Source organism: Acinetobacter sp. ANC 4558, assembly GCF_002135375.1.
Classification (GTDB): Bacteria; Pseudomonadota; Gammaproteobacteria; order Pseudomonadales; family Moraxellaceae; genus Acinetobacter.
Map to the genome: position 1 here is coordinate 213,409 of NZ_NEGH01000004.1, position 21,546 is coordinate 234,954.

18 protein-coding genes are annotated in these 21,546 nt (G+C 36.3%); 11 read left to right on the forward strand and 7 right to left on the reverse strand.

The annotated features are described in order from the left end of the window. The first annotated feature begins 22 nt into the window (after nt 1–22). The 7 genes from soxR (at nt 23) to B9T31_RS07070 (ending at nt 7,775) form a co-directional block, all read left to right on the forward strand. Nucleotides 23–484 carry a redox-sensitive transcriptional activator SoxR gene (gene soxR / locus B9T31_RS07040; protein WP_086181250.1) on the forward strand — a complete coding sequence of 154 codons (462 nt, stop codon included), beginning with the start codon at nt 23–25 and terminating at the stop codon, nt 482–484. A gap of 388 nt (nt 485–872) precedes the next feature. Continuing rightward, nucleotides 873–1,769, forward strand: a complete 897-nt coding sequence (locus B9T31_RS07045; RefSeq protein WP_086181251.1) for a LysR family transcriptional regulator — start codon at nt 873–875, stop codon at nt 1,767–1,769. Nucleotides 1,770–1,883: 114 nt separating this feature from the next. Further along, nucleotides 1,884–2,972, forward strand: a complete 1,089-nt coding sequence (locus B9T31_RS07050) for an LLM class flavin-dependent oxidoreductase (protein WP_086181320.1) — start codon at nt 1,884–1,886, stop codon at nt 2,970–2,972. A 28-nt stretch (nt 2,973–3,000) separates the two neighbouring features. Beyond that, nucleotides 3,001–3,996, forward strand: a complete 996-nt coding sequence (locus B9T31_RS07055) for an ABC transporter substrate-binding protein (protein WP_086181252.1) — start codon at nt 3,001–3,003, stop codon at nt 3,994–3,996. 1 nt (nt 3,997) lies between these two features. Then, nucleotides 3,998–4,555, forward strand: coding sequence for a cysteine dioxygenase (locus B9T31_RS07060; protein WP_086181253.1), 558 nt, complete (start codon nt 3,998–4,000; stop codon nt 4,553–4,555). Next, nucleotides 4,545–6,143 carry a rhodanese-like domain-containing protein gene (locus B9T31_RS07065; RefSeq protein WP_086181321.1) on the forward strand — a complete coding sequence of 533 codons (1,599 nt, stop codon included), beginning with the start codon at nt 4,545–4,547 and terminating at the stop codon, nt 6,141–6,143. The genes B9T31_RS07060 and B9T31_RS07065 overlap by 11 nt, the downstream gene beginning before the upstream one ends. A gap of 294 nt (nt 6,144–6,437) precedes the next feature. Next, nucleotides 6,438–7,775, forward strand: a complete 1,338-nt coding sequence (locus B9T31_RS07070; protein ID WP_086181254.1) for a hypothetical protein — start codon at nt 6,438–6,440, stop codon at nt 7,773–7,775. A gap of 316 nt (nt 7,776–8,091) precedes the next feature. On the opposite strand, the gene B9T31_RS07075 is transcribed toward B9T31_RS07070, so the two are convergent. The 7 genes from B9T31_RS07075 to B9T31_RS07105 form a co-directional block, all read right to left on the reverse strand. Beyond that, nucleotides 8,092–9,939, reverse strand: a complete 1,848-nt coding sequence (locus tag B9T31_RS07075; RefSeq protein WP_086181255.1) for a LysR substrate-binding domain-containing protein — start codon at nt 9,937–9,939, stop codon at nt 8,092–8,094. Then, a complete protein-coding gene (locus tag B9T31_RS07080; RefSeq protein ID WP_086181256.1) occupies nt 9,936–11,267 on the reverse strand; it encodes an MFS transporter in 1,332 nt (443 codons plus the stop codon). Before B9T31_RS07080 ends, B9T31_RS07075 begins: the two co-directional genes overlap by 4 nt. 175 nt (nt 11,268–11,442) lie before the next feature. Beyond that, a complete protein-coding gene (locus tag B9T31_RS07085; RefSeq protein ID WP_086181257.1) occupies nt 11,443–13,086 on the reverse strand; it encodes a urocanate hydratase in 1,644 nt (547 codons plus the stop codon). Between the two features lie 71 nt (nt 13,087–13,157). After that, complete coding sequence (locus tag B9T31_RS07090; RefSeq protein WP_086181258.1) at nt 13,158–14,246, reverse strand: DUF917 domain-containing protein; 1,089 nt, start codon at nt 14,244–14,246, stop codon at nt 13,158–13,160. A 69-nt stretch (nt 14,247–14,315) separates the two neighbouring features. Next, nucleotides 14,316–15,569 carry a Zn-dependent hydrolase gene (locus B9T31_RS07095; RefSeq protein WP_086181259.1) on the reverse strand — a complete coding sequence of 418 codons (1,254 nt, stop codon included), beginning with the start codon at nt 15,567–15,569 and terminating at the stop codon, nt 14,316–14,318. Next, entirely contained in the window at nt 15,566–16,945 is a 1,380-nt protein-coding gene (locus B9T31_RS07100) for a dihydroorotase (protein WP_086181260.1), read from the reverse strand. The genes B9T31_RS07095 and B9T31_RS07100 overlap by 4 nt, the downstream gene beginning before the upstream one ends. A 443-nt stretch (nt 16,946–17,388) precedes the next feature. Further along, a complete protein-coding gene (locus B9T31_RS07105) occupies nt 17,389–17,862 on the reverse strand; it encodes an Lrp/AsnC family transcriptional regulator (RefSeq protein ID WP_213033226.1) in 474 nt (157 codons plus the stop codon). 121 nt (nt 17,863–17,983) lie between these two features. Here B9T31_RS07105 and B9T31_RS07110 point away from each other — a divergent pair, with 121 nt between their 5' ends. From B9T31_RS07110 to B9T31_RS07125, 4 genes are all read left to right on the forward strand, one after another. Then, entirely contained in the window at nt 17,984–19,198 is a 1,215-nt protein-coding gene (locus B9T31_RS07110; protein WP_086181261.1) for a CynX/NimT family MFS transporter, read from the forward strand. Between the two features lie 122 nt (nt 19,199–19,320). Continuing rightward, nucleotides 19,321–19,596 carry a metal/formaldehyde-sensitive transcriptional repressor gene (locus tag B9T31_RS07115; protein WP_086181323.1) on the forward strand — a complete coding sequence of 92 codons (276 nt, stop codon included), beginning with the start codon at nt 19,321–19,323 and terminating at the stop codon, nt 19,594–19,596. Nucleotides 19,597–19,618: 22 nt separating this feature from the next. Continuing rightward, nucleotides 19,619–20,734, forward strand: coding sequence for an S-(hydroxymethyl)glutathione dehydrogenase/class III alcohol dehydrogenase (locus B9T31_RS07120; protein WP_086181262.1), 1,116 nt, complete (start codon nt 19,619–19,621; stop codon nt 20,732–20,734). Between the two features lie 129 nt (nt 20,735–20,863). Next, on the forward strand, nt 20,864–21,481 hold the full coding sequence (locus B9T31_RS07125) for a nitroreductase family protein (RefSeq protein WP_086181263.1): 618 nt from the start codon (nt 20,864–20,866) through the stop codon (nt 21,479–21,481). Nucleotides 21,482–21,546: the final 65 nt, after the last annotated feature.

Sequence of the window (21,546 nt, forward strand, 5' to 3'; positions counted from 1 at the left end):
AGTAATGTTGAGGTCAAGTGCTATGCAAAAAGAAAAAAAGATAGATTTCAGTCGTCTAATGACTGTTGGAGAGGTTGCAAAACGTAGTGGTATTGCAGTTTCAACCATTCACTTTTATGAATCTAAAGGGCTTATTAAAAGTATCCGAACCAATGGTAATCAACGTCGTTTTGATTCGGTGGTGTTACGTTATATTAGTATTATTAAAGTTGCACAAAAGGTTGGAATCTCCTTAGAAGAAATCAAAGAGGCATTAGGGATTTATCCAGTTGGAACAAAACTGACTGTAGAACAATGGAGAGAGCTTTCTATTCGATGGCGAGAGGATTTAGATCAGCGAATTCAAAAATTAACTCGATTAAGGGATGAAATGGATTGGTGTATCGGATGTGGATGTTTATCTTTAAAGGAATGCCCGTTACGTAATCCAGAAGATATATTAGGAGATGATGGCGTAGGTCCAAGAATTTTAGAGCGACCATAAATATATTTTTGATATACATTTACTTTTATATTATAAAGATCATGTGAAAGATGATTTAAGTCATGGGCTTTCTCATCAATCAATAAAAGGGCAAAAAACATTTGATTCTATTTATATGCTTAAATTTTTGATTATTAATGATAATTTATTATGAGTTTTAGGTTTTTGAAGTATATTTTTAAGTTATGATCAACGTAGTACTGAGCATAATAGACAAGAAAACGTGTAAAAGAGAAATTGACTAACGTTTTTATTCATGCCAAAAATGATCTTTGCAATTAAGAACTTAAGAATTATAGAAGAATACTTAAATTCTTTATTCAAAGTTATTTCTGTTTTAAATAAAGGGCAATTGGCTTAATGCCAAAATGCTGAGGTTAAACTTTCAATGAAAATTGAAGATATTCATGCTTTTACTATATTTGTTAAGTTACAGTCTACCAGCTTAGCGGCTCAACAGTTGAGTATTAGTCAGCCTGCGGTAACACGTCGTATCCAAAACTTAGAGCAAGATTGTGCTGTACAGCTTTTTGATCGTCATACTCGACCTTTGAAACTGACCGTAAAAGGACGTGAAATTTATGAGCAATGTTGCGTGATTGAACGAGAATTTAATAAATTAAAACAAATTATTGCATTACAAAATAAAGAAGAAACATTACTCAGAATTGGAATTCCAAATAGCTTATCTGAATCTGGCATATTTGAAATTTTACAAGTTTTACAAAAAGATTATTCAACGACTAAAATTGAAATTAGTACTGGATGGGGGAGAGATCTTTTATTAAAACTCGAACAGGGTGAGTTAGATGGGATCATTTCTACTGCGAAAGAACAAGCACATCTTCCCCATAATTATGCTTTAACGATTATGGGAACTTTACATATTCGTCCCGTTGTTTCAAAAGCATTGTATAAAGCAGGCGTTTCAACTTGGCAAGATTTGCAAGAATTAGGTTGGATTTTAAATAATGAAGGTTGTGGGTTTCGGCAATTTTTAACAGAGCAGCTTGAGTTACAACAACAGCGATTAAATTTAAAAGTTGAAGTCACGGGAGCACATATTCAAATGGATTTAGTTCGACAGGGTGTAGGGGCAGGCTTTTTTGTACAAGAACTTATTTTAAAACAGTCCTATTTTTCTGAGTTTGCAGTTATAGAGTCTGAACAGCTTAATTTAGATGTATTGGTTTATCACGTACATCGTACAGATTTAACACCTGAACAAATCGAAATTTTTGATATTGTCATGGAACGGTTTAATCAAAAGTTAAATTTGAATTAAATTATAATTTTTGTATGCGAATTTTTAATATTAGTTTATTAAAAATATGTATTTCACGCATACTAATTAATTGATTACAGTTGTTTCAAGTTCTCATTCATTATGGAAATTGAAATGACCATTCAAATTTTGGGCATGATTGGCCATCGTAAGTCCTCAGAAATTATTCCTGCACAAGGTTCTGTCTTTGATGCAGATTATGTTGCAGCTTTTGCAAAAGCACATGAAGATGCTGGTTTTGACCGTGTGTTAATTGGACAATGGTCTGATCAACCTGATGGTTTTATCGTGGCTGCCCATGCGGGCGCCAATACGACACGCTTAAAATTCTTATTGGCGCATCGACCAGGTTTTATCGCGCCTACTTTAGCTGCTCGTAAGTATGCCACTTTAGACCATCTTTTGAAGGGGCGTTTGGCTATTCATGTCATTACGGGGGGAAGTGATCATGAACAGCGTCGTGATGGTGATTTTCTCAATAAAGTTGAACGTTATGCACGAACCAAAGAGTTCTTAGATGTTCTTAAACTTTCTTGGACGAGCAAGCAACCATTTCAATATCAAGGAAAATATTATCAAGTTCACGATGGTTTTTCTGAAATAAAACCAGTTCAATCGCAGATTCCTGTATATTTTGGGGGTTCTTCAGCAGAAGCTTTAAATGTAGCAGCAGAACACGCAGATGTTTTTGCACTATGGGGAGAACCACTTGCTGGGGCAACAGAACTGATTCAATCTATTCGGTTACAAGAGTTAAATTTTAAACGTTCAAATGCATTAAACTTTAATATTTCATTTCGGCCTATTATTGCCGAAACAGAAACTCAAGCATGGGAAAAAGCACAAGATATTTATCAGTTAACGCATGCACAAATTGAAAAAAATAAGATCAGAAACGATAAGAAAAGTGCTCAAAGCGTAGGGGCAGAGCGGTTAGTAAATTTAGCTTCGCAGGATGTGCACGATACTAATTTATGGACAGGTATTTCAACACTCGTTCATGGTAATCATAATTCAACCGCACTTGTCGGGACACCAGAACAGGTCGCATCTTCAATTGTTGAGTATTACAAATTAGGCATTGGTAGCGTATTGATTCGTGGTTTTGATCCATTAAATGATGTGATCGAGTATGGAAAAGCGCTGTTGCCGAGTATTCGAGAAAAAGCAGCCAAAGTAGATACATTCAATAAAACAGCATAAATAGTATACAAATTTAAATGAGACAAGTATGAAAAAAATATTAATAGGTGTGCTGACGACAGTATCGTTAGGAATGGTTGGGTGCAGTTCATCAAGTGAAGAAAATAAAGCTCAGAAAGAAACGCATCACACGCAAAATTTAAAGGGTGTCGAATTAAAAGTAGGTGATCAAAAGGGGAATATGCGTGCCCAATTAGAAGCTTCAAAATTATTAGATGGAATTGATTATAAAATTTCATGGTATGAATTCCCTGCAGCAGCGCCCGTTGCTGAAGCCCTTAATGTGAATGCGATTGATATTGGCTATTTAGGAGATGCTCCTTTTATATTTGCAAATGCCAATGGTGGACATACGCGTGCAATCGCAGTCAATCGCTATGATCCTTACGCAGTTGCGTTATTGGTTCCTAAAAATAGTCCAATCAAAACTATTCAAGATTTAAAAGGTAAAACAGTAACAGCAAACAAAGGATCAATCGGGCAGTTGGTCACATTACGTGCTTTGGAACGAGCAGGATTGAATGCAGAAGATATTCAGTTTAAATTTTTACCACCATCAGATGGAAAGTTGGCTGTAGTGAATGGTTCGGTCGATGTTTGGGCAGTTTGGGATCCATATACTGCTTATGCAGAAGTGATTGATGGTTTTCGTATCGTTGAAAATGGTCGAGGTCTATATTCTGGTTTCACCTTCTTAGCAGCGACAGAAAAAGCATTGCAAGATCAACAAAAACGAATTGCTATTCAAGATTTTATTTACCGTTTAGAAGAATCTCAAGAATGGGTAAATCAGAATTATGAGTCTTTTGGTAAAGACTTGGCACGCATAACGGGTATTCCTGAAGAACCTTCAACACTTGCGTTTAAACGTAAAAATGCAAAATGGACCGCAATTACAGATGATGTCATTAGCACATCACAAGAAACGGCAGACTTTTATCAAAAGCATCAATTATTAAATAAAAAAGTTGATGTTAGCGGTTTATTTGATCGTGAGTTTAAAACCAAAAAGACTGGGAATTAAAATGACACAGCAATTACACGCTTTACAACCCGTCATTCAGCTCATTGAAGCGGGCTTGACTCAAAATCTTGAAGAGTCTCTTTTAATTGCTTCATTTTTACCGAAATTTCAAGAGCTCTTAAAGGATTCGGCATGGCTCAATGCACAGTTTAAGCAAGCGCACCCAGAACATTATCAACAGTATCTTTTGTATCTTGATCCCTTAGAACGTTTTTCAATTGTCAGTTTTGTTTGGGGAGAAGGACAAAAAACGCCCATTCATAATCATGAGGTGTGGGGAGTGATCGGAGTGTTAGAGGGTGCAGAAATTTCAACTCGGTTTACACATCATAAAGAAGGTTTATTTCCTGCAATCCAATCAGACTATTTAGCTGTGGGTGAGGTGGATTGGTTCACACCAGAGACAGGTGATATTCATGCAGTAGAAAATGCATTTAAGGATCAAGTTTCTATTAGCATTCATATTTATGGGGCAAATATAGGAAAAGTTGAACGTTTTATTTATCAAATAGATGGAACAAAAAAGTCTTTTATTTCTGGATATTCAAATGACAAATGATATTAAAGTGAACACGATTTCTTATACTGAAATTCGTGAAAAATTATTGAATAATGTAGAAATTGCAATCGTTGATTTAAGAGAAGAGCATATTTTTGCGCAAAATCATCCATTATTTGCAACTAATATTTCTTTATCGCGTTTAGAGCTTGAAATATATAATCGAATTCCTCGGTTAGATACGTTGACCGTCATTTATGATGATGGCGATGGTCGTGTCGAGCGTGCTTATCCTAAATTACTAGAGTATGGTTATACAAATATTGCAGTTTTAGAGGGGGGAGTAGATGCTTGGCAACGCGATGGTGGTGAATTATTTATAGATGTCAATTCTGCAAGTAAAGCATTTGGTGAATGGGTTGAACACATAAAAGCAACACCATCATTAAGCGCTGAAGAATTACAGAAAAAAATACAAAATGAAGAAAATATTGTCATTTTAGATGCACGCCGTTTTGATGAATATCAAGTCATGAGCATACCTACAGCGATGAGTGTTCCAGGTGCTGAACTTGTATTACGAGCATCATCTTTAGTAAAAGATAAAAATACTACAATTATTGTGAATTGTGCAGGGCGAACACGCAGTATTATTGGGACACAATCATTAATTAATGCAAAAATACCGCATGCTGTTTTTGCTCTGCGTAATGGAACTATTGGTTGGACTTTAGCAGGACAGCAACTTGCTTATGGTCAACAATATTCTTATGAGGATGTCAATATTCAGATTGATACTCAAGCCAAAGAAAATGCGAGAGCACTTGCTGATCAAGCAGGTGTCATACAAATTAACTCAGAACAGTTCGCTCAATTGCAAGCAGAAAAAACGAGGACAACTTATATTTTTGATGTGCGTACCGAACAAGAATATATTGCTGGACATATAGCGGGTAGTCGTTGGATTGCTGGTGGGCAGTTAGTACAGGAAACTGATCATTATGCAGCTGTACGAGGTGCGCGCATTGTATTGGTAGATGACCAGCAAGTACGTGCAAATATGACAGGTTCTTGGTTGGCTCAAATGAATTGGGAAGTATATGTCCTAAACGATCAAGATATTGCATTGATTGAACAAGGAAGTTGGAAACCCGTTGTACCTGATATTTCAATTAGTTCTTATCTTCAACCAGAGCAGCTGCAAAAATTAAAACAATTGAAAAATATTGCAATTTTGGATTTTACAACAGCTGCAAACTTCAAAAAAGGTCATATCCCAGATGCGCAATGGATTCTAAAAGCAGATATTCCTCAGATATTCGAACAAGGTAAATTTCAAAATAAAGATGCAATTATTGTGACATGTGGCTCAAGTTTATTAGCGCAATATACGGTTTCTGAAATTCAAGCGTTTTTAAAAGATAATCAAGAGGTATATGTTTTAGAAGGTGGTAATGCAGCTTGGGTAAATGCAGGATTACCCGTTGAAATGGATATAAATTTGTTATCTGATGAAATTGATCGCTACAAACGGCCTTATGAGGGAACAGATAATTCAAAAGATGCAATGCAAGGCTACTTAGATTGGGAGTTTGGTTTAATAGACCAATTGAAAAAAGATGCAACGCATGGATTTCTTGTGATTTAAATCATCGTTGTATTTTAAAACTCAAATACATCATAGTAGATTGCCATAATTGTAATCTACTATATAGATTTGCGTATGCTATTTTATGTTTGTAGAGGCGATTTAATCTTAATTATTTCTACTGATTAAAATAAAATTGATATAACTTAATAGGCCTGATAGTTTACATTTAATAAAATATTTATAATCTATTAAAAATAAATAAATAATTGATAAAAAGTAATTGTTCTTTTGATTTATTAAAGTGGCTTATAGTATGATATAAATGGTCTAAAACCTATTTATGAGTTGTTGATGGAAGTTAAAACATATTTTTCAGATACATATGAGGTTTTATTTCAATATTTAAAACATGCACAAAGCCGAATAATTATTTCTTTAGAATGGGCATTACATTCTGAAATTTACGCGATTTTAAATAAAAAAATTCAAAATAATATTAAATTAGATATAGTTTTAACAAAAGGCCAAATTAATAAAAAAAAATTAAAACAAAAAATAATGAAGGAATTAAAAAATAATGTTTTTTGGATTAATTGTGAAGATTATTTTAGCTATCATATAAATGGAAATTTTTGTATTATTAATGATGACATTATTTTTAGTTCCTCTGATCTTAATAAGCCAAATAAAATTATTACCGTGGTTAGTGGGAATAAAAAAATAATATTAAATTTTATAAATATCACATTCAAGAAAATATATCATCATACTTTAACTATTGAAGATATAAAAAATAAACTTAAAAAAATTACTGAATATATTATATCGAAAAATTTTAAAAATATTGAATTTTGTTTGATAAAGTTATACGCAGTTTCAGAGTCATATGGGCTTTGTTTTATATTATTTGATTTGCAAGTTAAAAAGTATAAAGAGGCACTAGAGGCAATTAATTTATATTTAATGAAATTTGAAAATGCTATTGTAGTCTATAGTAAAAGTTCATTTGAAATGGATTATCAATTAAAAGTACTTGAACTAAAATTGGAAATGATTTCTTTAGAAAAGGAAGGATTTGAAAAAAAAATTATTTTTTTTAATGAACAGTATTATAAAAAATTAGATTTTTATATTCAAGAGCTAGAAAGTGCTAAAAATAAATATTTTGAATTATTAAAAGTTGAAGATAATGATAAAGAAGTTGAAGAAGAGCATTTGGAAAATCATATCAATAACATTTTAGTAAATGAAGATGAAAAGAAAGAATTAAAAGAATTATATAGAAAAGTATGTCGACTTTGCCATCCTGATAAAGTAGGTGAAAATAAAAAAGAAGAAGCACATCAATTATTTATTGAACTTAATTTGGCTTATAAAGAACAAGATATAAGGCAAATATATCGAATCTATGAACAACTCAAAAATGATCAAGAACTTATAACTGATAAGTTCTCATTGGATAAATTAGAAATCTTAAATAGAGCAATAAATAGAACACAGTATAATATTAAAAATTCTCTGGATGAGCTATTTAAATTAAAGAATAGTTATGCAGGTGAAATGCTATTATTAGCAGGAAATTCTAGTGAAGATTGGAATACATATTTTGATGCGGAAAGAAAAGTATTTGAAACTCAAATTCAAGAGATATATTTAAATATTAATTTTATTTCTATGATGAAAGCATAATTTCTAAGTTTATTATAGTAAGTTTTATTGTTTTAAATATTAATTAACTTAATTTTTTGTAATTTAATTTTCTGAATATTAAGTATATTTTAGTAGATGTATATAAGTGCATATCATTTGAAAATGAGCCATAATCTTTGTTTTACTCTTTACTAGATTTTAATATTTTTATTATAGTTTAATGATAATTTGCTAAATGTTTAATCATATAGATCAGACTCCTAGAAAATAGTATGATCGCTTAGATTATGACTATAAGATTTGAATTCTTTAGATGTTTATCATTGTGAATATTTTGGCTATAGGGGGAAATACGTTATTTTAATAGAAATTGTAATAAACTATTTTCTATTGGGCTTAAAATACGATGACTAAGGTAAGCTAAACGCAGAATTCGGTTTAGATTTGGTTTTAATTCAATAAATCTAACTTTTCCTTGTTCTACCAGTTGTGAGACTGCTGATTTGGGCAAAATGCTGGCATAGCGACCTTCGATGATCCAATGTTGATTAATATTTAAGCTGTCTGATTGGATTTCTGGCTGCAGTTCAATTCCAAGGCTTAAACAGTGCTGATCGATTAATAGTCGCATGCCATTGCCTTTTCTAGGTAAGACCAATTGAAAAGCACTTAAATCTCTCCAATCTAACTCAGTCACTGTCGCATCAATTTTTGTAGGATGAATGACTAAACCCATACTTTCAGGCTTTTGAATAGGTACATGTGAAACCCAAGGTGAATCTGCTTCAATAATCGCTAAATGTAATTCATGGTTGCGAAGCGCATCTACTAGATAACGATGTCGTTCTTCAACGATTTCTAATCTCACCTGAGGATTTTGTTGTTGCCATTCATTGACTTGATTTGCAATAACTTGAACCAGCGTACTTTTACTATCAATGCTTGGCAAAAGCCCTAATGATAAATGTTGTTGTTGGTTGAGGCGTTGACCATCACAATATTCGAATAATTTGGTAAAAATATGCTGCATACCTTTACATAATTCGAAATATATTTCCCCAACTTCTGTTTTTAAAATATTGCGAACTCCCATTTTTCGTTGGAGCAATTTATAACCTAATGTGTATTCCAATTGTTTCAATTGAATACTGAGATTGGATTGGGTCATGAACAAAGATTCTGCCGCAGTACTGATTGATCCAGCTTGAATTGTTTGATGTAAATAGCCCCAGTGCTTGAGTTGTGTTTTGGGGATCCAACTGACATTACCTAAATCAGATTGAAAAGCATCTAAATAGGTGTGTATAAATGTTTCTACAACTGGGTGTTGTCCTTCATGTTGAATTTGCACAAAAGCATGGGGTATAGCTTCAATTTGGCTGATGCGCCAATCGGAAGCCAGAACTTGTTTATCAATCAGTAGGCGATTAACTAAAAAAGATTTTTTTTGATCATTAGGACGACTTAAGATTTGCCGATAGTCGGTTGTGATATGTTCAAAAGATAAGTTAGCTGATTCAATGAAAGAAGCAATTTGCTGTAGTAAAATCCAAGGTAAGCGGGGTAGGGATAGCTTTATTTTGGCTAAATCTTTTAACGAAAGTATTTCTGGAAGATCCAGTGATTCATGGCTAAGCAAGCACCAACCACCTGCAATACTTTGGTTTGTAGCGCTAGATGTTTTTAACTGCTGTGCCCAATCGATATGTACCTCACCAATACGAGACCATTTAGGTAACCATTCAGCTGTTTGGCTTTGTCTAATCTCAAAACCGTCGTATGGTAAGGGCCAAATTAAAATATTCGGATAGTGTTGCTGGCAGGTTTGAATGGCATTTTCGAGTGCTCGGCTCAAACGTCCGCCATAAAAACGTAATGGTAATTTTACTTCTAACCACTGAATTGGCTCAGCTAAATCATGTTGATAATGTGTGGCGAAATGTTCAAGGATTAGCGCAGGTAAGATGAATTTACCTAAGGATAATCCTTGTTCGTTGACATAAAGCCTTTTACGCAAGCGTTCAAATAGCGGTAGAGACAAAACTTCTTCAAGTTTGCTCAACCGCTCACTTAAATTTGAACGAGAGTAGCCAAGAATGTGTGCACTCTGACTGAGGTTGTTGGTATGACAGACCACTAAGTAGTAACTGAGTGCAGACCATTCAATACGATTGAGCTTTGCTGATCGTGGTACTGGCTTCATTGACTGGCTTTTATACTCCAATTTTCAGTGGGTGTGTTTGAATCTAAGTTAAACATGTAGTGTAAAGCAACTAATCCTACCAGACTTGCAAACATTAAATAATATGAAGGTGCCATTGCATCGTAGGTAGATGCCCAAGTGAGCAATGCGGGAGCAAAACCTGCGAAGAAAATAGTGGCTACATTATATGAAATGGACATTCCTGTTGTCCGTACAGATACAGGGAAAATGCTGGCCAATGCAACAGGAGCAACACCACAGAAAATTGAAACCATAATACAAAATGCAATATGTACCATGATGAGTGTGGAGAAGGTTGGGCTATATTGTAGCCATGCAAGTAAAGGATAGCTACCGAGTAAGAGTACGATTGCACCAATACGCAACATTCGAGCCATACCAAAGCGATCGGCTAAAGAACCTGAAATGACACAGACAACCACCATGAAAATATTACCAATCAAGGATGCAGTAAAGGCTTGGTTGCGTGTGAACCCTAAATGGGCACTGCTTGAAGCATAATAGGTTGGCATATAAATGATGAGCGTATAAATACAGACTGCCCATAAAATTGAAAACATGAAACCAAACAGTATATGTCTTGGATATTCTTTTAAAATGCTTTTTAAAGATGGTGGTTTTACATGTTGCTGTGCACGTTGCTGAATTTGGAAGTCTTCAGTTTCATCTAGATTACGTCGAATATACCAACCAACAGGTACAATCAGTAGACCAATGAGGAAAGGAATACGCCAAGCCCATTCCTGAATTTCAGGGTCTGTAAAATAAGTTGTAATGGTCACACCGACTAATGCCGCGAGGATATTAGAAATACCCATGCTGGCTTGTAGCCATGATGCATATACGGCTTGTTTTTCTTTAGGTGCTGATTCAACTAAAAAAGCAGTCGCTCCTCCAATTTCTCCACCTGCAGAAAAGCCCTGTAATAGACGTCCAACCAAGAGTAAAATTGGTGCACCAACTCCAATCATCCAAATTGGTGGAGCAACAGCAATAATAAATGTACCAATCGCCATGAGTGCAATGGTGAGCACAAGTGCAGATTTTCGCCCAACACGATCACCATATAAACCTAAATATAGTGCACCAAGTGGACGTGCAATAAAGCCCACTGCAAAGATTAAAAAAGTTTTAAATAGGGTAGAGCTTTCATCGCCATCAATAAAAAAACTATGTCCAATATAGGTGGCAAAAAAAGCAAATACACTAAAATCATACCATTCTAGTGCATTACCAATGGATGCAGCTGCAACGGCTTTGCCGGGGGACTTCTTACTTGAAGTCATATCTTGTTCTATTCGTTCCATGATGTTTCCTGATATTGGAAATAATATTTTCCGTAATGCTATTTCGTAATTTCTTTCCCTAACCTTTCCCCAATTTTATTGGTTCATTTTTATTTATGGGTATTGAGCATATGAATGATTTGGGTTTATCCAAATTCAAAACCTGGTTAAACCCAAAAGTCATGCCAGTTATGGTTTAGGTCAATGAAATATAATGTAGTCCTTTTTGCATTGCTTCATCCAAAGCCTCTGGATAGCCTGCATCGGCATAACGCATGATGCCTAGACTCGTATCATTGGTTAAGCTGAGTTGTAAGCGTTCAGTTGCTGCAGCTGTTCCATCGGCAATGACAGTGACACCTGCAGAGGTCATATAGCCGCTATAACCGCCACCACCTGAATGAATTGCGACTAAGTCTGCACCAGAGGAACAGTTAACCATGGCATTAATTAATGGCCAGTCTGCAATGACATCCGAACCATCTTTCATGTTTTCAGTCATGATATTTGGATGTGTCATTGCACCAGCATCAAGGTGATCACGTGTAAACGCGATAGGTGCTTTTAATATGCCTTTAGCGACCATGTCATTGACTGCAAGTGCAAGTTCAGTCCGTTCCAAATGACCTAACCAACCAATACGTGCTGGTAATCCTTCAAAGGGAACATGTTTACGCGCAAGATGAATCCAGTTTGTGACAATTTGGTTATCAGGGAAGCGTTGTAAAATAAAGTCATCAATGATACGAATATCTTCTGCATCATTTGATAATGCGACCCAACGGAATGGCCCAATCGCACGGCAGAAGAGTGGGCGCAAGAAAGCCTCGGTAAAGACAGGAATATCAAATGCGTTGCTTACACCAGTGTTAAATGCATGAGTACGAATCAGATTACCATTATCAAAAACCACAGCACCTTTGGCTTTAAAGTCTAACATTGCAGTGACATGTTGTTTAATGCTTGCAAGGCTTGCTGCCATGAGCTTTGGATGGTCATGCTGACGCATTTCAAGAATGCTTGCATGATCATAACCATGTGGAATATAACCATACACGAGATCGTGTGCAGAGGTTTGATCTGTCACGATATCTGGGGTGATATTACGACGAACCAGTTCTGGGTAGATTTCAGCAGCATTACCGACAAGCCCTACAGAAATTGGTTTTCTTTCTTTTTGTGCTTGCTGAATTAAGTCTAGTGCATCATCTAAGTGATCAACACGGTGTTGCAAATAGCCTATTTGCATACGCTTATCAATACGTTCAGCATTTGCTTCAACGACCAGCGTGACCGCATTTGCCAAATAACCTGCTAAAGGTTGAGCACCACCCATACCGCCTAAGCCTGCGGTTAAAATAAAACGACCTGTTAAATCGCCATCAAAATCGCGTTTGGCAATGTGATTGAAAATCTCATAGGTACCTTGGATAACACCTTGTGAGCCAATATATTGCCATGCGCCCGCTGTAAGTCCGCCCCAGCAAATTAAGCCTTTCTTTTCTAAATCATAAAAGACCTCAGCTTTTGCCCACTGACCAACCATATTACAGTTGGCCATAATCACAAGAGGGGCTTTGGCATGAGTCTTCAGTAATCCGATAGGTTTACCTGATTGCACAATCAGCGTGTAATCTTCGGTCATACTTTTCAGTGTATTCACAATTGCATCATGACTTGGCCAATTACGTGCAGCTTTCCCCATTGCAGCGTAAACGATCAAATTTTTAGGATCTTCACCAACTGCTAAAACATTTTCGAGTAAGCGTAGTAAAGCTTCTTGACGCCAACCTTTACAACGAATTTCACTTGAACCAGTCACTGTAAATTCTTGCTTCATATTCTTTCCTTGAACTAAATTTTGCGTATTCAACCATATTTATTAAGTGATGTTGATTTAAAACATCACTGTTAGGCTAAAGCATATTCTTTGAGTGGAATTCCCAAAGTTGCTTCTACATGTGGGTAGACGCTTGGGTCAATGACACTAGATGACAGTGGTAATTTAGATTTCTCGATATGAAATACAAGAATTTCCATGCCTGGTAAAACTTTACTGGCGCTGAGTGGTTGACCATCCATATTTAATGTCGTGATGACATCTGGATAAGTTGCTAAACGATCACCTTGAGCATTTTCAACCGCCATATGTTCATTCATGACATGAATTCGAACCAAGTTTGCGCCACTTCCAATTTCAATCACACCAACATCAAATGCTTCATCTGTATAGCGAAGTGTGTTCGCTGTAACTTTACCTGAAGCTAGAATTTGACCATTGGTTTGCTTGCAAATTGCATCGACTACTGCTGAACCACCCGCAGGTTCAGCTGTACAAATGGCTTGACCCAAAGAAAGTGCTTTTGAAATACCGCCTAAAGCAGCATGTTGACGAACATAAGACGCACGTAAAGGGTTACGGCAACTGGCAATAAACCCACCAGACATATCGGATGCTTTACGTAAAATTGGAGACACTTTGGCCGTAGCACCACGGGTTACCAACTCAATATATTGATGATTAGCACGATTACCACCAACAGCCGTTTGAATCATCTGTTCCGTCGAATTCGCCATACCAATAGAGCCCATATCGCCAGTAGGATGAGCGCGTATATCACCTACAGCATCAATTACTTTCGTGCCTAAAACCGCTGAAGGTAACCAAGCATTTAAGGTTGATGACATACCATTTTGACCAATAATTAAGCCATAAAGTTTGTCACCTAAAGCATCTTGTAGTAATGATGCTGCTTTGACATAGTCCATGCCAAGCATTTCCCAATCGGTTAAACCGCCTGGTGCACCAATGGCCGCTGCTGTTGCAATCCAAGCATCATCAGCCACTTCATCCATGCTCACTAATTCTGGACGACCAATAGTGACAGCCATGGTTCCTAATTCACGACCATGTTCTACCCAACCACCACCGCCGCAAGCAAATACAGAACCGCCTTTAATGGCAAAGTCGACATCTTGTAATGTTAAAATTCGAGACATTTCATTTCCTTATTCATCTAATACATCATCGAGATTACGCATCATCGATATGTGTGCTCATAGGTTTATTTATTGTGTGGATTGAACCGCAGCATCCACGTTTAAAAGAGTTTGCATTAACACTGCGATACCACGACTTAAATCGGTTTCATTTGTCCATTCTTCTGGGCAATGGCTTTTTCCATCGACACTAGGTACAAAAATCATGGCACTTGGCGCTATTTTTGCGATGAATGCTGCATCATGACCTGCACCGCTTGACATGGATTGGTAGCTACATTTTTCTGTTTGACAGGCAGCTTCAATATGCTGCATCAGAGCAGTATCACATTGCATTGGATAGGTATCTGTTAAGCGCTCGAATTCGATCAGTTGTAGTTTTCGTGGTGAAATAATGTCTTGAATGATGTGTTGCAAATGATCAGTAAATTCTTCCATCCAACCACGTGTGTCTGAACGAATATCAAAAACTAATTGGGTTCGACCAGGAACGACATTACTCGCATTAGGTTTATTAAATACTTGGCCACATGTCGCAACGAAATATCCATTTGCACGATGAGAAAATTGTTGAGCCAATTTTTCTGCTGCCAAAATAATTTCTGCTGCACCTGCCATGCTGTCTTTACGTAAATTCATCGGGGTGGTACCCGCATGTGCTGCTTGTCCAGTTAAAGTCAGACTTAAACGGATAATGCCAACAATTCCTGTCACAATTCCAATATCAATATTTTTATGTTCAAGTACAGCCCCTTGTTCAATATGCAATTCTAAAAATTGAGCAACATTTTGACGTATTGCTAACTGAGAGGTATTGCCGCCCATGCGAATAACAGCATCTGCAAGTTTTTCTTGTGTTTGTGGGTGTGGCGTATCACTTAATTCTTGAGTCAAATAACCAGTAATACCACGGCTACCGACACATGAAATTCCCCATTCACTTGGTTCTTCAGCCAAAAAGTCAACAATTTCTAAATCATGATTGAGAGTAATTTGATGATCTTGTAGTGCTTGAGCACATTCGAGTGCAGCAATGACACCTGCAATACCATCAAAACGTCCTCCGGAAGGAACGGAGTCACTATGTGAGCCAATCATGATGCAACCAAGCTCAGGTTGCTTACCTGCTTTACGGCCAATTAAATTGCCAGCCGCATCTACATTGACGGTTAAGCCTGCAGCAAGCATCTGCTCGGTTAACCAAGCACGACCTTGTAAAAAACATTCACTAAAAGAACGACGAGTATATGGACGATCGGGTTCTGTAATATCACCCAAACTCATCAATTGTTGCCAGTAACGATTACGATTGATCAAGCTCATGTTGACACCTTTTTAAGTATTAGTGGACGAACAAATTGACCAAAACCAGGCGGGCTTAATACATTTTGATCTTTGAAGATCCATTCACCGCGAACCATGGTTGCAATCACTTGATAATCGATACTGAGACCGTCATATGGGCTCCAATCGGAGAAGTTATAGCCTCCTTTTTTTGCGTCATAAGTATAAGATTCTTTTTTGACAATGGCTAAGTCGGCATCACGACCAATTTCCAAAGCTCCCTTTTGATGTTGAATACTAAAAAGGCGAGCAGGGTTATAACTGAGCACTTGAACAATACGACTCAATGGAATTCCACGTTTTGCAGCACCATCAATCATAAGGGTGAGTAACAATGCCAGACCCGTTGCACCTGAAGCATTATCAAAAATATTTGGATGCGTTTTTCGATCAATTGACCAACTGACATGGTCGGTAGAGACGACTGTAATATTGCCTACAGCCAAATGTTGCCATAAGGCTTCACGTTCAGCTTTGCTACGAATTGGTGGATTTACTTTGGCACGACCACCTAAACGTGCGACGTCTTCATCTTCACAGAGAATTAAATAATGTAAACATGCTTCAATGGTGCTATCAAAACCTTGACGTTGGTAACTTTGACATATTTCATAACCACGATGATTGGAACAATGCACAATATGTGCACGACAACCTGTATCTGCACCTAACTCATATACTTGGTTAATTGCTAAATTTTCAGCATAAATTGGACGTGATGCCGAATGTGCAGAGTAGTCGTGATGACCTTTGGCTTTGCATTCAGCAATCATTGCCTTAACTGTTTCATCATCTTCATTATGTACACCTGCAAATAAGCCATACTTTGCAATTTTAGCCATGCAATCATGCATTGTTTTAGGTGGAATACGTGGAAAACGTTCTGGGTCTGTTCCAAAAGTAGAGAACTTAAAGCCGATCGCCCCTGCAGAGATAATTTCATCAATTTTTTCATCACCTTGATCGGGATGAACTGTACCATAGAGTGCAAAATCGACACGTGCTTGAGCTTTTGCTTCAGACTTTTTGAGCTCGAATCGTTCAGCATCACAAATTAAGCGACCTGCATCATATGGCATATCAATAATGGTGCCGACTCCTCCTGCTGCTGCAGAATGAGTTGACCAAATAAAATCTTCTTGATCTTTTTGACTACGACTATGGACTTGAGCATCAATAGCAGCAGGGAAGATATAGTGACCGCGGAAATCATGAACAACTTCAGCAGATGGAAATCCTACGTCAAATGAACCGACATGAATTACTTTTCCTTGGTTAATGGCAACATAACCATTTTCAATTTCTCCTGATGCAAGAACAACATGTCCTAACACAAGTTGTTGATACTTTTCCATAAGCGATCTCCTGCTTGCCACTTTAATATTTCTTCATGTCATCAAGATTAGCGCGCCCTGAAAAAAAATTCCTATTCTAATTTTGAGAAAAAATATAAATAAAACCGAACAACTTTTTAATTTTTATTTAGAAGTATAGAGAAAAAAGAGATTGTTCAATCATGTATCAATTTTGATCATCTTGAATATCTTGAGTTTTATGATGAGAAAATTTTAGTGCACTCAATTGTTTATAGAAGCTTATTCAATAAAATAATAAAATAATAAAGAGATGAATAAACTCCTATTTAAATAGATCCTAAAAAATTGGCTGTTACGTCATGCAAATAGTTTGCAAAGCTCTATGATTGAGGTTGTGAAGAGTGGGTAGTACCCATTCAATTTATGCCGCTAAATGGATAATATTCCTCAGTTGAGTTTCGAATTGAAGCCAGTTGAAAATATTAAACAGGAATTGCTGTTGTATATTTAATTCGAGATAAAGCAAAACGTGAATTGGCATGGGCTACTGTAGGGTGTCTGAGCAGAACTTTTTTTAGAAATGTTTCATAACTTCGAATATCAGTTTCAACAATTCTTAATAAATAATCCCATTCGCCTGAAACGGTATAGCACTCTACAATATTATCCTGTTGATTAATAAAGCTTTCGAATGAAATTGCATCCAGTTCACTATGACTGACTAATTTCAGCATGCAGATGACATCAATATCTTTGTTGACCGCGATACGATCTACTAAATAAACTGGTTTATTTAAAATACCTGCATCTTGCATAGCGCGAATTCGTCTCCAACAAGAAGCAGGGGAGCTAGAAACAGCTTCTGCTAAGGCAATTCCATTTAAATTGGCATCCTTTTGTAATGCATTCAGGATTCGTTTGTCCAGACTATCAAGTTGAATAATATCTTTCATCATAAATAAATTATTGATTTTAAAGTTTCATAATATATATAAATTTTTAACTTTTTGATCGTATTTTTTTTTCATAAGCATATAGCCTATTAAGTTAAATTGAGTACTGAGTTATTGATTATTCATGGCATTATCAGAATCCGCATGGACAAAAGTTATTTCACCTGAAAACTTATTGATGTTCTCTGGTGTGATTGCTGCATTTCATTTAGGTAAAGTATCACCTGCAATTCCTGTGCTACAGAGCACCTTGAATTTAACTGTGATACAGGCAGGTTTTTTAATTTCCTTAATGCAATTTGCAGGTGCCACCTGTGGCTTAATCATGGGCATTTTGAGTGAAAAAATCAGTGCGTGTAAAAGCATCATTATTGGGCAATCTGTGCTTTTAATTTCAAGTTTGTTGGCTATTTTTGTTGATCAACCATTCCAGCTTTTAGTTTTAAGAGCATTTGAAAGCTTTGGTTTCTTAATGGTGATTTTACCTACCCCAAGCTTAATACGAATTTTAGTTCCAGCAGAGAATTTATTCTTTCGAATCGGACTATGGGGATGTTATATGGCAATAGGGACATCTGTCGCATTTATGATGGGGCCATTTTTCATTGATATCATGGGGTGGAAAGGATGGTGGTTGATTCCAGCATCATTCTCTGCAGTGTCAATTTTGTTTTTAATTAAAATGATTCCAACTGCATTGAAAGATATTAACTTTTCTAAAAAAATATATAGTCTTAAAGACTTATGGACGGGACAACTTCAGTCTATTTTAAGACATAGAAATGCTTGGTTTATTGGTCTAGCATTTGCAATGTACACTGGACCATGGATTGCGATTATTGGTTTTTTACCGATACTTTATGTTCAGGCGGGAATTAGCAATGTCGTTGCGGGCTTACTCACTGCATTAGCATCATTAGTCAATATATTTGGCAATGTTTTAGCTGCCATTTTAATTCATAGAGGGGTTCGGATTAAAAAACTGTTAGCCACGGGTTATCTAACAATGTTGACGACAGGAATCATTGCATTTTCATCCCTGATTCATTCTTTTTTAAGTGTCCAATTTATTGCAATTTTATTTTTCTCTGCTGTAGGGGGCTTAATTCCTGCAATTTTATATGTATTGGGAGTTAAAAGTGCACCGAATGATGAAACTGTTGTGACGGCTATTGGTTTTATTCAACAATTTTCCTCTATAGGTATGTTATTGATTCCACCATTGATCGCACAGCTTGCCGTAGAAACAGGAACTTGGAGTTTTACATGGCTGATTACAGGCATAGCAGCACTGCTTGGGTTATTTTTAGCGAGGCAAGTCGCACGAGAATATCAATAATTTCTTCACTTGAAAGCTGTTTTTGATTCGTGAAATAAAGTGATTTGAATGAAATGGGTGTTAAAAAATTGTCACTCAATATACTATAGGGTACTATGGTATTAATTCTTTGGGTGAATATTATGCCAAATCAAATTGAGGACAAGAGAAAGATTCTTTTACGTGTAAAAAGAATTAAAGGACAAGTTCAAGCGTTGGAAACTGCATTAGAAGATGGGGTTGAGTGCGGTGCAATTTTGCAACAAATTTGTTCTGTTCGTGGTGCGATAAATGGTTTGATGAATGAAATGTTAGAAGTTCATTTAAAAGATACATTAGTTACAGGTGAAACGACGGAACAAGAACGCAGAGATGAACTCACCGAAATAGCGAAAATTTTGAAGTCATATTTAAAATAAGTTTTTTGAAAGGATAAATTTTATGAAATCACGTGCTGCTGTTGCATTTGGTCCAAATGAACCACTGAAAATTGTTGAAGTAGATGTTGAACCACCAAAAAAAGGTGAGGTTCTTGTTAAAATTTCGCATACGGGAGTTTGCCATACCGATGCATTTACATTATCTGGTAGCGACCCTGAGGGTGTATTTCCCGTCATTTTAGGGCATGAAGGTGCAGGGATCGTGATTGAGGTGGGAGAAGGGGTGACCAGCGTAAAACCTGGCGATCATGTCATTCCTTTATATACAGCTGAATGTGGGGAATGTTTATTTTGTAAATCAGGTAAAACCAATCTTTGTGTTGCAGTTCGTAATACGCAAGGTAAAGGTTTGATGCCAGATGGAACAACACGTTTTTCATATAATGGTCAACCAATTTATCACTATATGGGTTGCTCAACTTTCAGTGAATATACCGTTGTTGCAGAAGTATCATTGGCTAAAATTAATGAAGAAGCCAATCCAGAGCATGTGTGTTTATTGGGTTGTGGTGTGACGACAGGTATCGGAGCGGTTCATAATACAGCGAAAGTACAAGAAGGCGACACAGTTGCTGTCTTTGGATTGGGGGGGATTGGTTTAGCAGTTGTGCAAGGTGCACATCAGGCTAAAGCAGGTCGTATTATTGCAATTGATATGAATCCAGAAAAATTTACTTTAGCAAAAGAGTTTGGTGCAACTGATTTTTTAAATCCTCAAGATTATGATCGACCAATTCAAGAGATCATTGTTGAAATGACTGGATGGGGTGTAGATCATTCATTTGAATGTATTGGTAATGTCAATGTGATGCGCTCTGCACTGGAGTCTGCACATCGTGGTTGGGGGCAATCCATTATTATTGGAGTTGCTGGTGCTGGTCAGGAAATTTCAACTCGACCATTTCAATTGGTCACAGGTAGAAAATGGTTGGGTTCAGCATTTGGCGGTGTAAAGGGGCGTAGCCAACTTCCTCAGATGGTTGAAGACTCCATGAATGGTAAAATTAAATTAGAACCCTTTGTTACTCATACAATGGGCTTAGAGCAAATTAATGAAGCCTTTGATTTAATGCATGAAGGTAAATCAATTCGTACGGTAATTCATTACGAGAGTTAATTGAAAGATTAACTTTTTCATGGGTAATTTTAGCTCATTTTTTAACAAGTTATTTCAAGCAAAGCTTTTCAAGCTTTGCTTGTCTGGTTAATTAATTAAAAAATTTAGAACTTTAAATTGGAAAAATTTATGAATATTTTAGAGGCAATTCAAAGCCGTCGAGCAACCAAACGGTTTGATGAGAATTTTGTACTTTCTTTTGAAGAAAAAAAAGCCTTGTTATCATTATGTCTTGAGAATGCCCCAAGTGCATTTAACTTACAGCATTGGCGCTTGGTTTTAGTGGAGAGTAAGGAACAGCGAAAAAAAATTCATGAAATTGCGTGGAATCAACCCCAAGTTTTAGAATCTTCGATGTTAGTCGTGATTTGTGCACAAAAAGAAAGTTGGCAATATAATGCACGACGTGTTTGGGACGGTGCTGCCTCAGAAGTTCAGGATTATATGTCTGGTGCTATTGATCAATATTATCGTGGTCATTTAGCAGTACAACGTGATGAAGTAATGCGAAGTGCGGGAATTTTTGCGCAAACATTAATGCTTGCAGCTCAAGGCAAAGATTTGGACAGTTGTCCAATGGATGGTTTTGATTTTTCGGCAATGGCTAATATTATTGATTTACCGAATGATCATGCAGTATGTATGATGGTTGCCATTGGTAAGTCGACTGCTAAAGCGTATCCTAAAGTAGGTAAATTACCATTTGATGAGTTGGTAAAAATTGATCATTTTAATTCAAATGAATAAAAGTTTGACTTCTTTTAAGTAATATTTCTATTTTGAATATTAAATTCTTCATTTTTATCTGTTGA

Excerpts from the sequence above, each read along its gene's own strand:
- soxR (WP_086181250.1), top strand. The coding sequence starts at position 23 with ATGCAAAAAGAAAAAAAGATAGATTTCAGTCGTCTAATGACTGTTGGA.
- B9T31_RS07045 (WP_086181251.1), top strand. The coding sequence starts at position 873 with ATGAAAATTGAAGATATTCATGCTTTTACTATATTTGTTAAGTTACAG.
- B9T31_RS07050 (WP_086181320.1), top strand. The coding sequence starts at position 1,884 with ATGACCATTCAAATTTTGGGCATGATTGGCCATCGTAAGTCCTCAGAA.
- B9T31_RS07055 (WP_086181252.1), top strand. The coding sequence starts at position 3,001 with ATGAAAAAAATATTAATAGGTGTGCTGACGACAGTATCGTTAGGAATG.
- B9T31_RS07060 (WP_086181253.1), top strand. The coding sequence starts at position 3,998 with ATGACACAGCAATTACACGCTTTACAACCCGTCATTCAGCTCATTGAA.
- B9T31_RS07065 (WP_086181321.1), top strand. The coding sequence starts at position 4,545 with ATGACAAATGATATTAAAGTGAACACGATTTCTTATACTGAAATTCGT.
- B9T31_RS07070 (WP_086181254.1), top strand. The coding sequence starts at position 6,438 with ATGGAAGTTAAAACATATTTTTCAGATACATATGAGGTTTTATTTCAA.
- B9T31_RS07075 (WP_086181255.1), bottom strand. The coding sequence starts at position 9,939 with ATGAAGCCAGTACCACGATCAGCAAAGCTCAATCGTATTGAATGGTCT.
- B9T31_RS07080 (WP_086181256.1), bottom strand. The coding sequence starts at position 11,267 with ATGGAACGAATAGAACAAGATATGACTTCAAGTAAGAAGTCCCCCGGC.
- B9T31_RS07085 (WP_086181257.1), bottom strand. The coding sequence starts at position 13,086 with ATGAAGCAAGAATTTACAGTGACTGGTTCAAGTGAAATTCGTTGTAAA.
- B9T31_RS07090 (WP_086181258.1), bottom strand. The coding sequence starts at position 14,246 with ATGTCTCGAATTTTAACATTACAAGATGTCGACTTTGCCATTAAAGGC.
- B9T31_RS07095 (WP_086181259.1), bottom strand. The coding sequence starts at position 15,569 with ATGAGCTTGATCAATCGTAATCGTTACTGGCAACAATTGATGAGTTTG.
- B9T31_RS07100 (WP_086181260.1), bottom strand. The coding sequence starts at position 16,945 with ATGGAAAAGTATCAACAACTTGTGTTAGGACATGTTGTTCTTGCATCA.
- B9T31_RS07105 (WP_213033226.1), bottom strand. The coding sequence starts at position 17,862 with ATGATGAAAGATATTATTCAACTTGATAGTCTGGACAAACGAATCCTG.
- B9T31_RS07110 (WP_086181261.1), top strand. The coding sequence starts at position 17,984 with ATGGCATTATCAGAATCCGCATGGACAAAAGTTATTTCACCTGAAAAC.
- B9T31_RS07115 (WP_086181323.1), top strand. The coding sequence starts at position 19,321 with ATGCCAAATCAAATTGAGGACAAGAGAAAGATTCTTTTACGTGTAAAA.
- B9T31_RS07120 (WP_086181262.1), top strand. The coding sequence starts at position 19,619 with ATGAAATCACGTGCTGCTGTTGCATTTGGTCCAAATGAACCACTGAAA.
- B9T31_RS07125 (WP_086181263.1), top strand. The coding sequence starts at position 20,864 with ATGAATATTTTAGAGGCAATTCAAAGCCGTCGAGCAACCAAACGGTTT.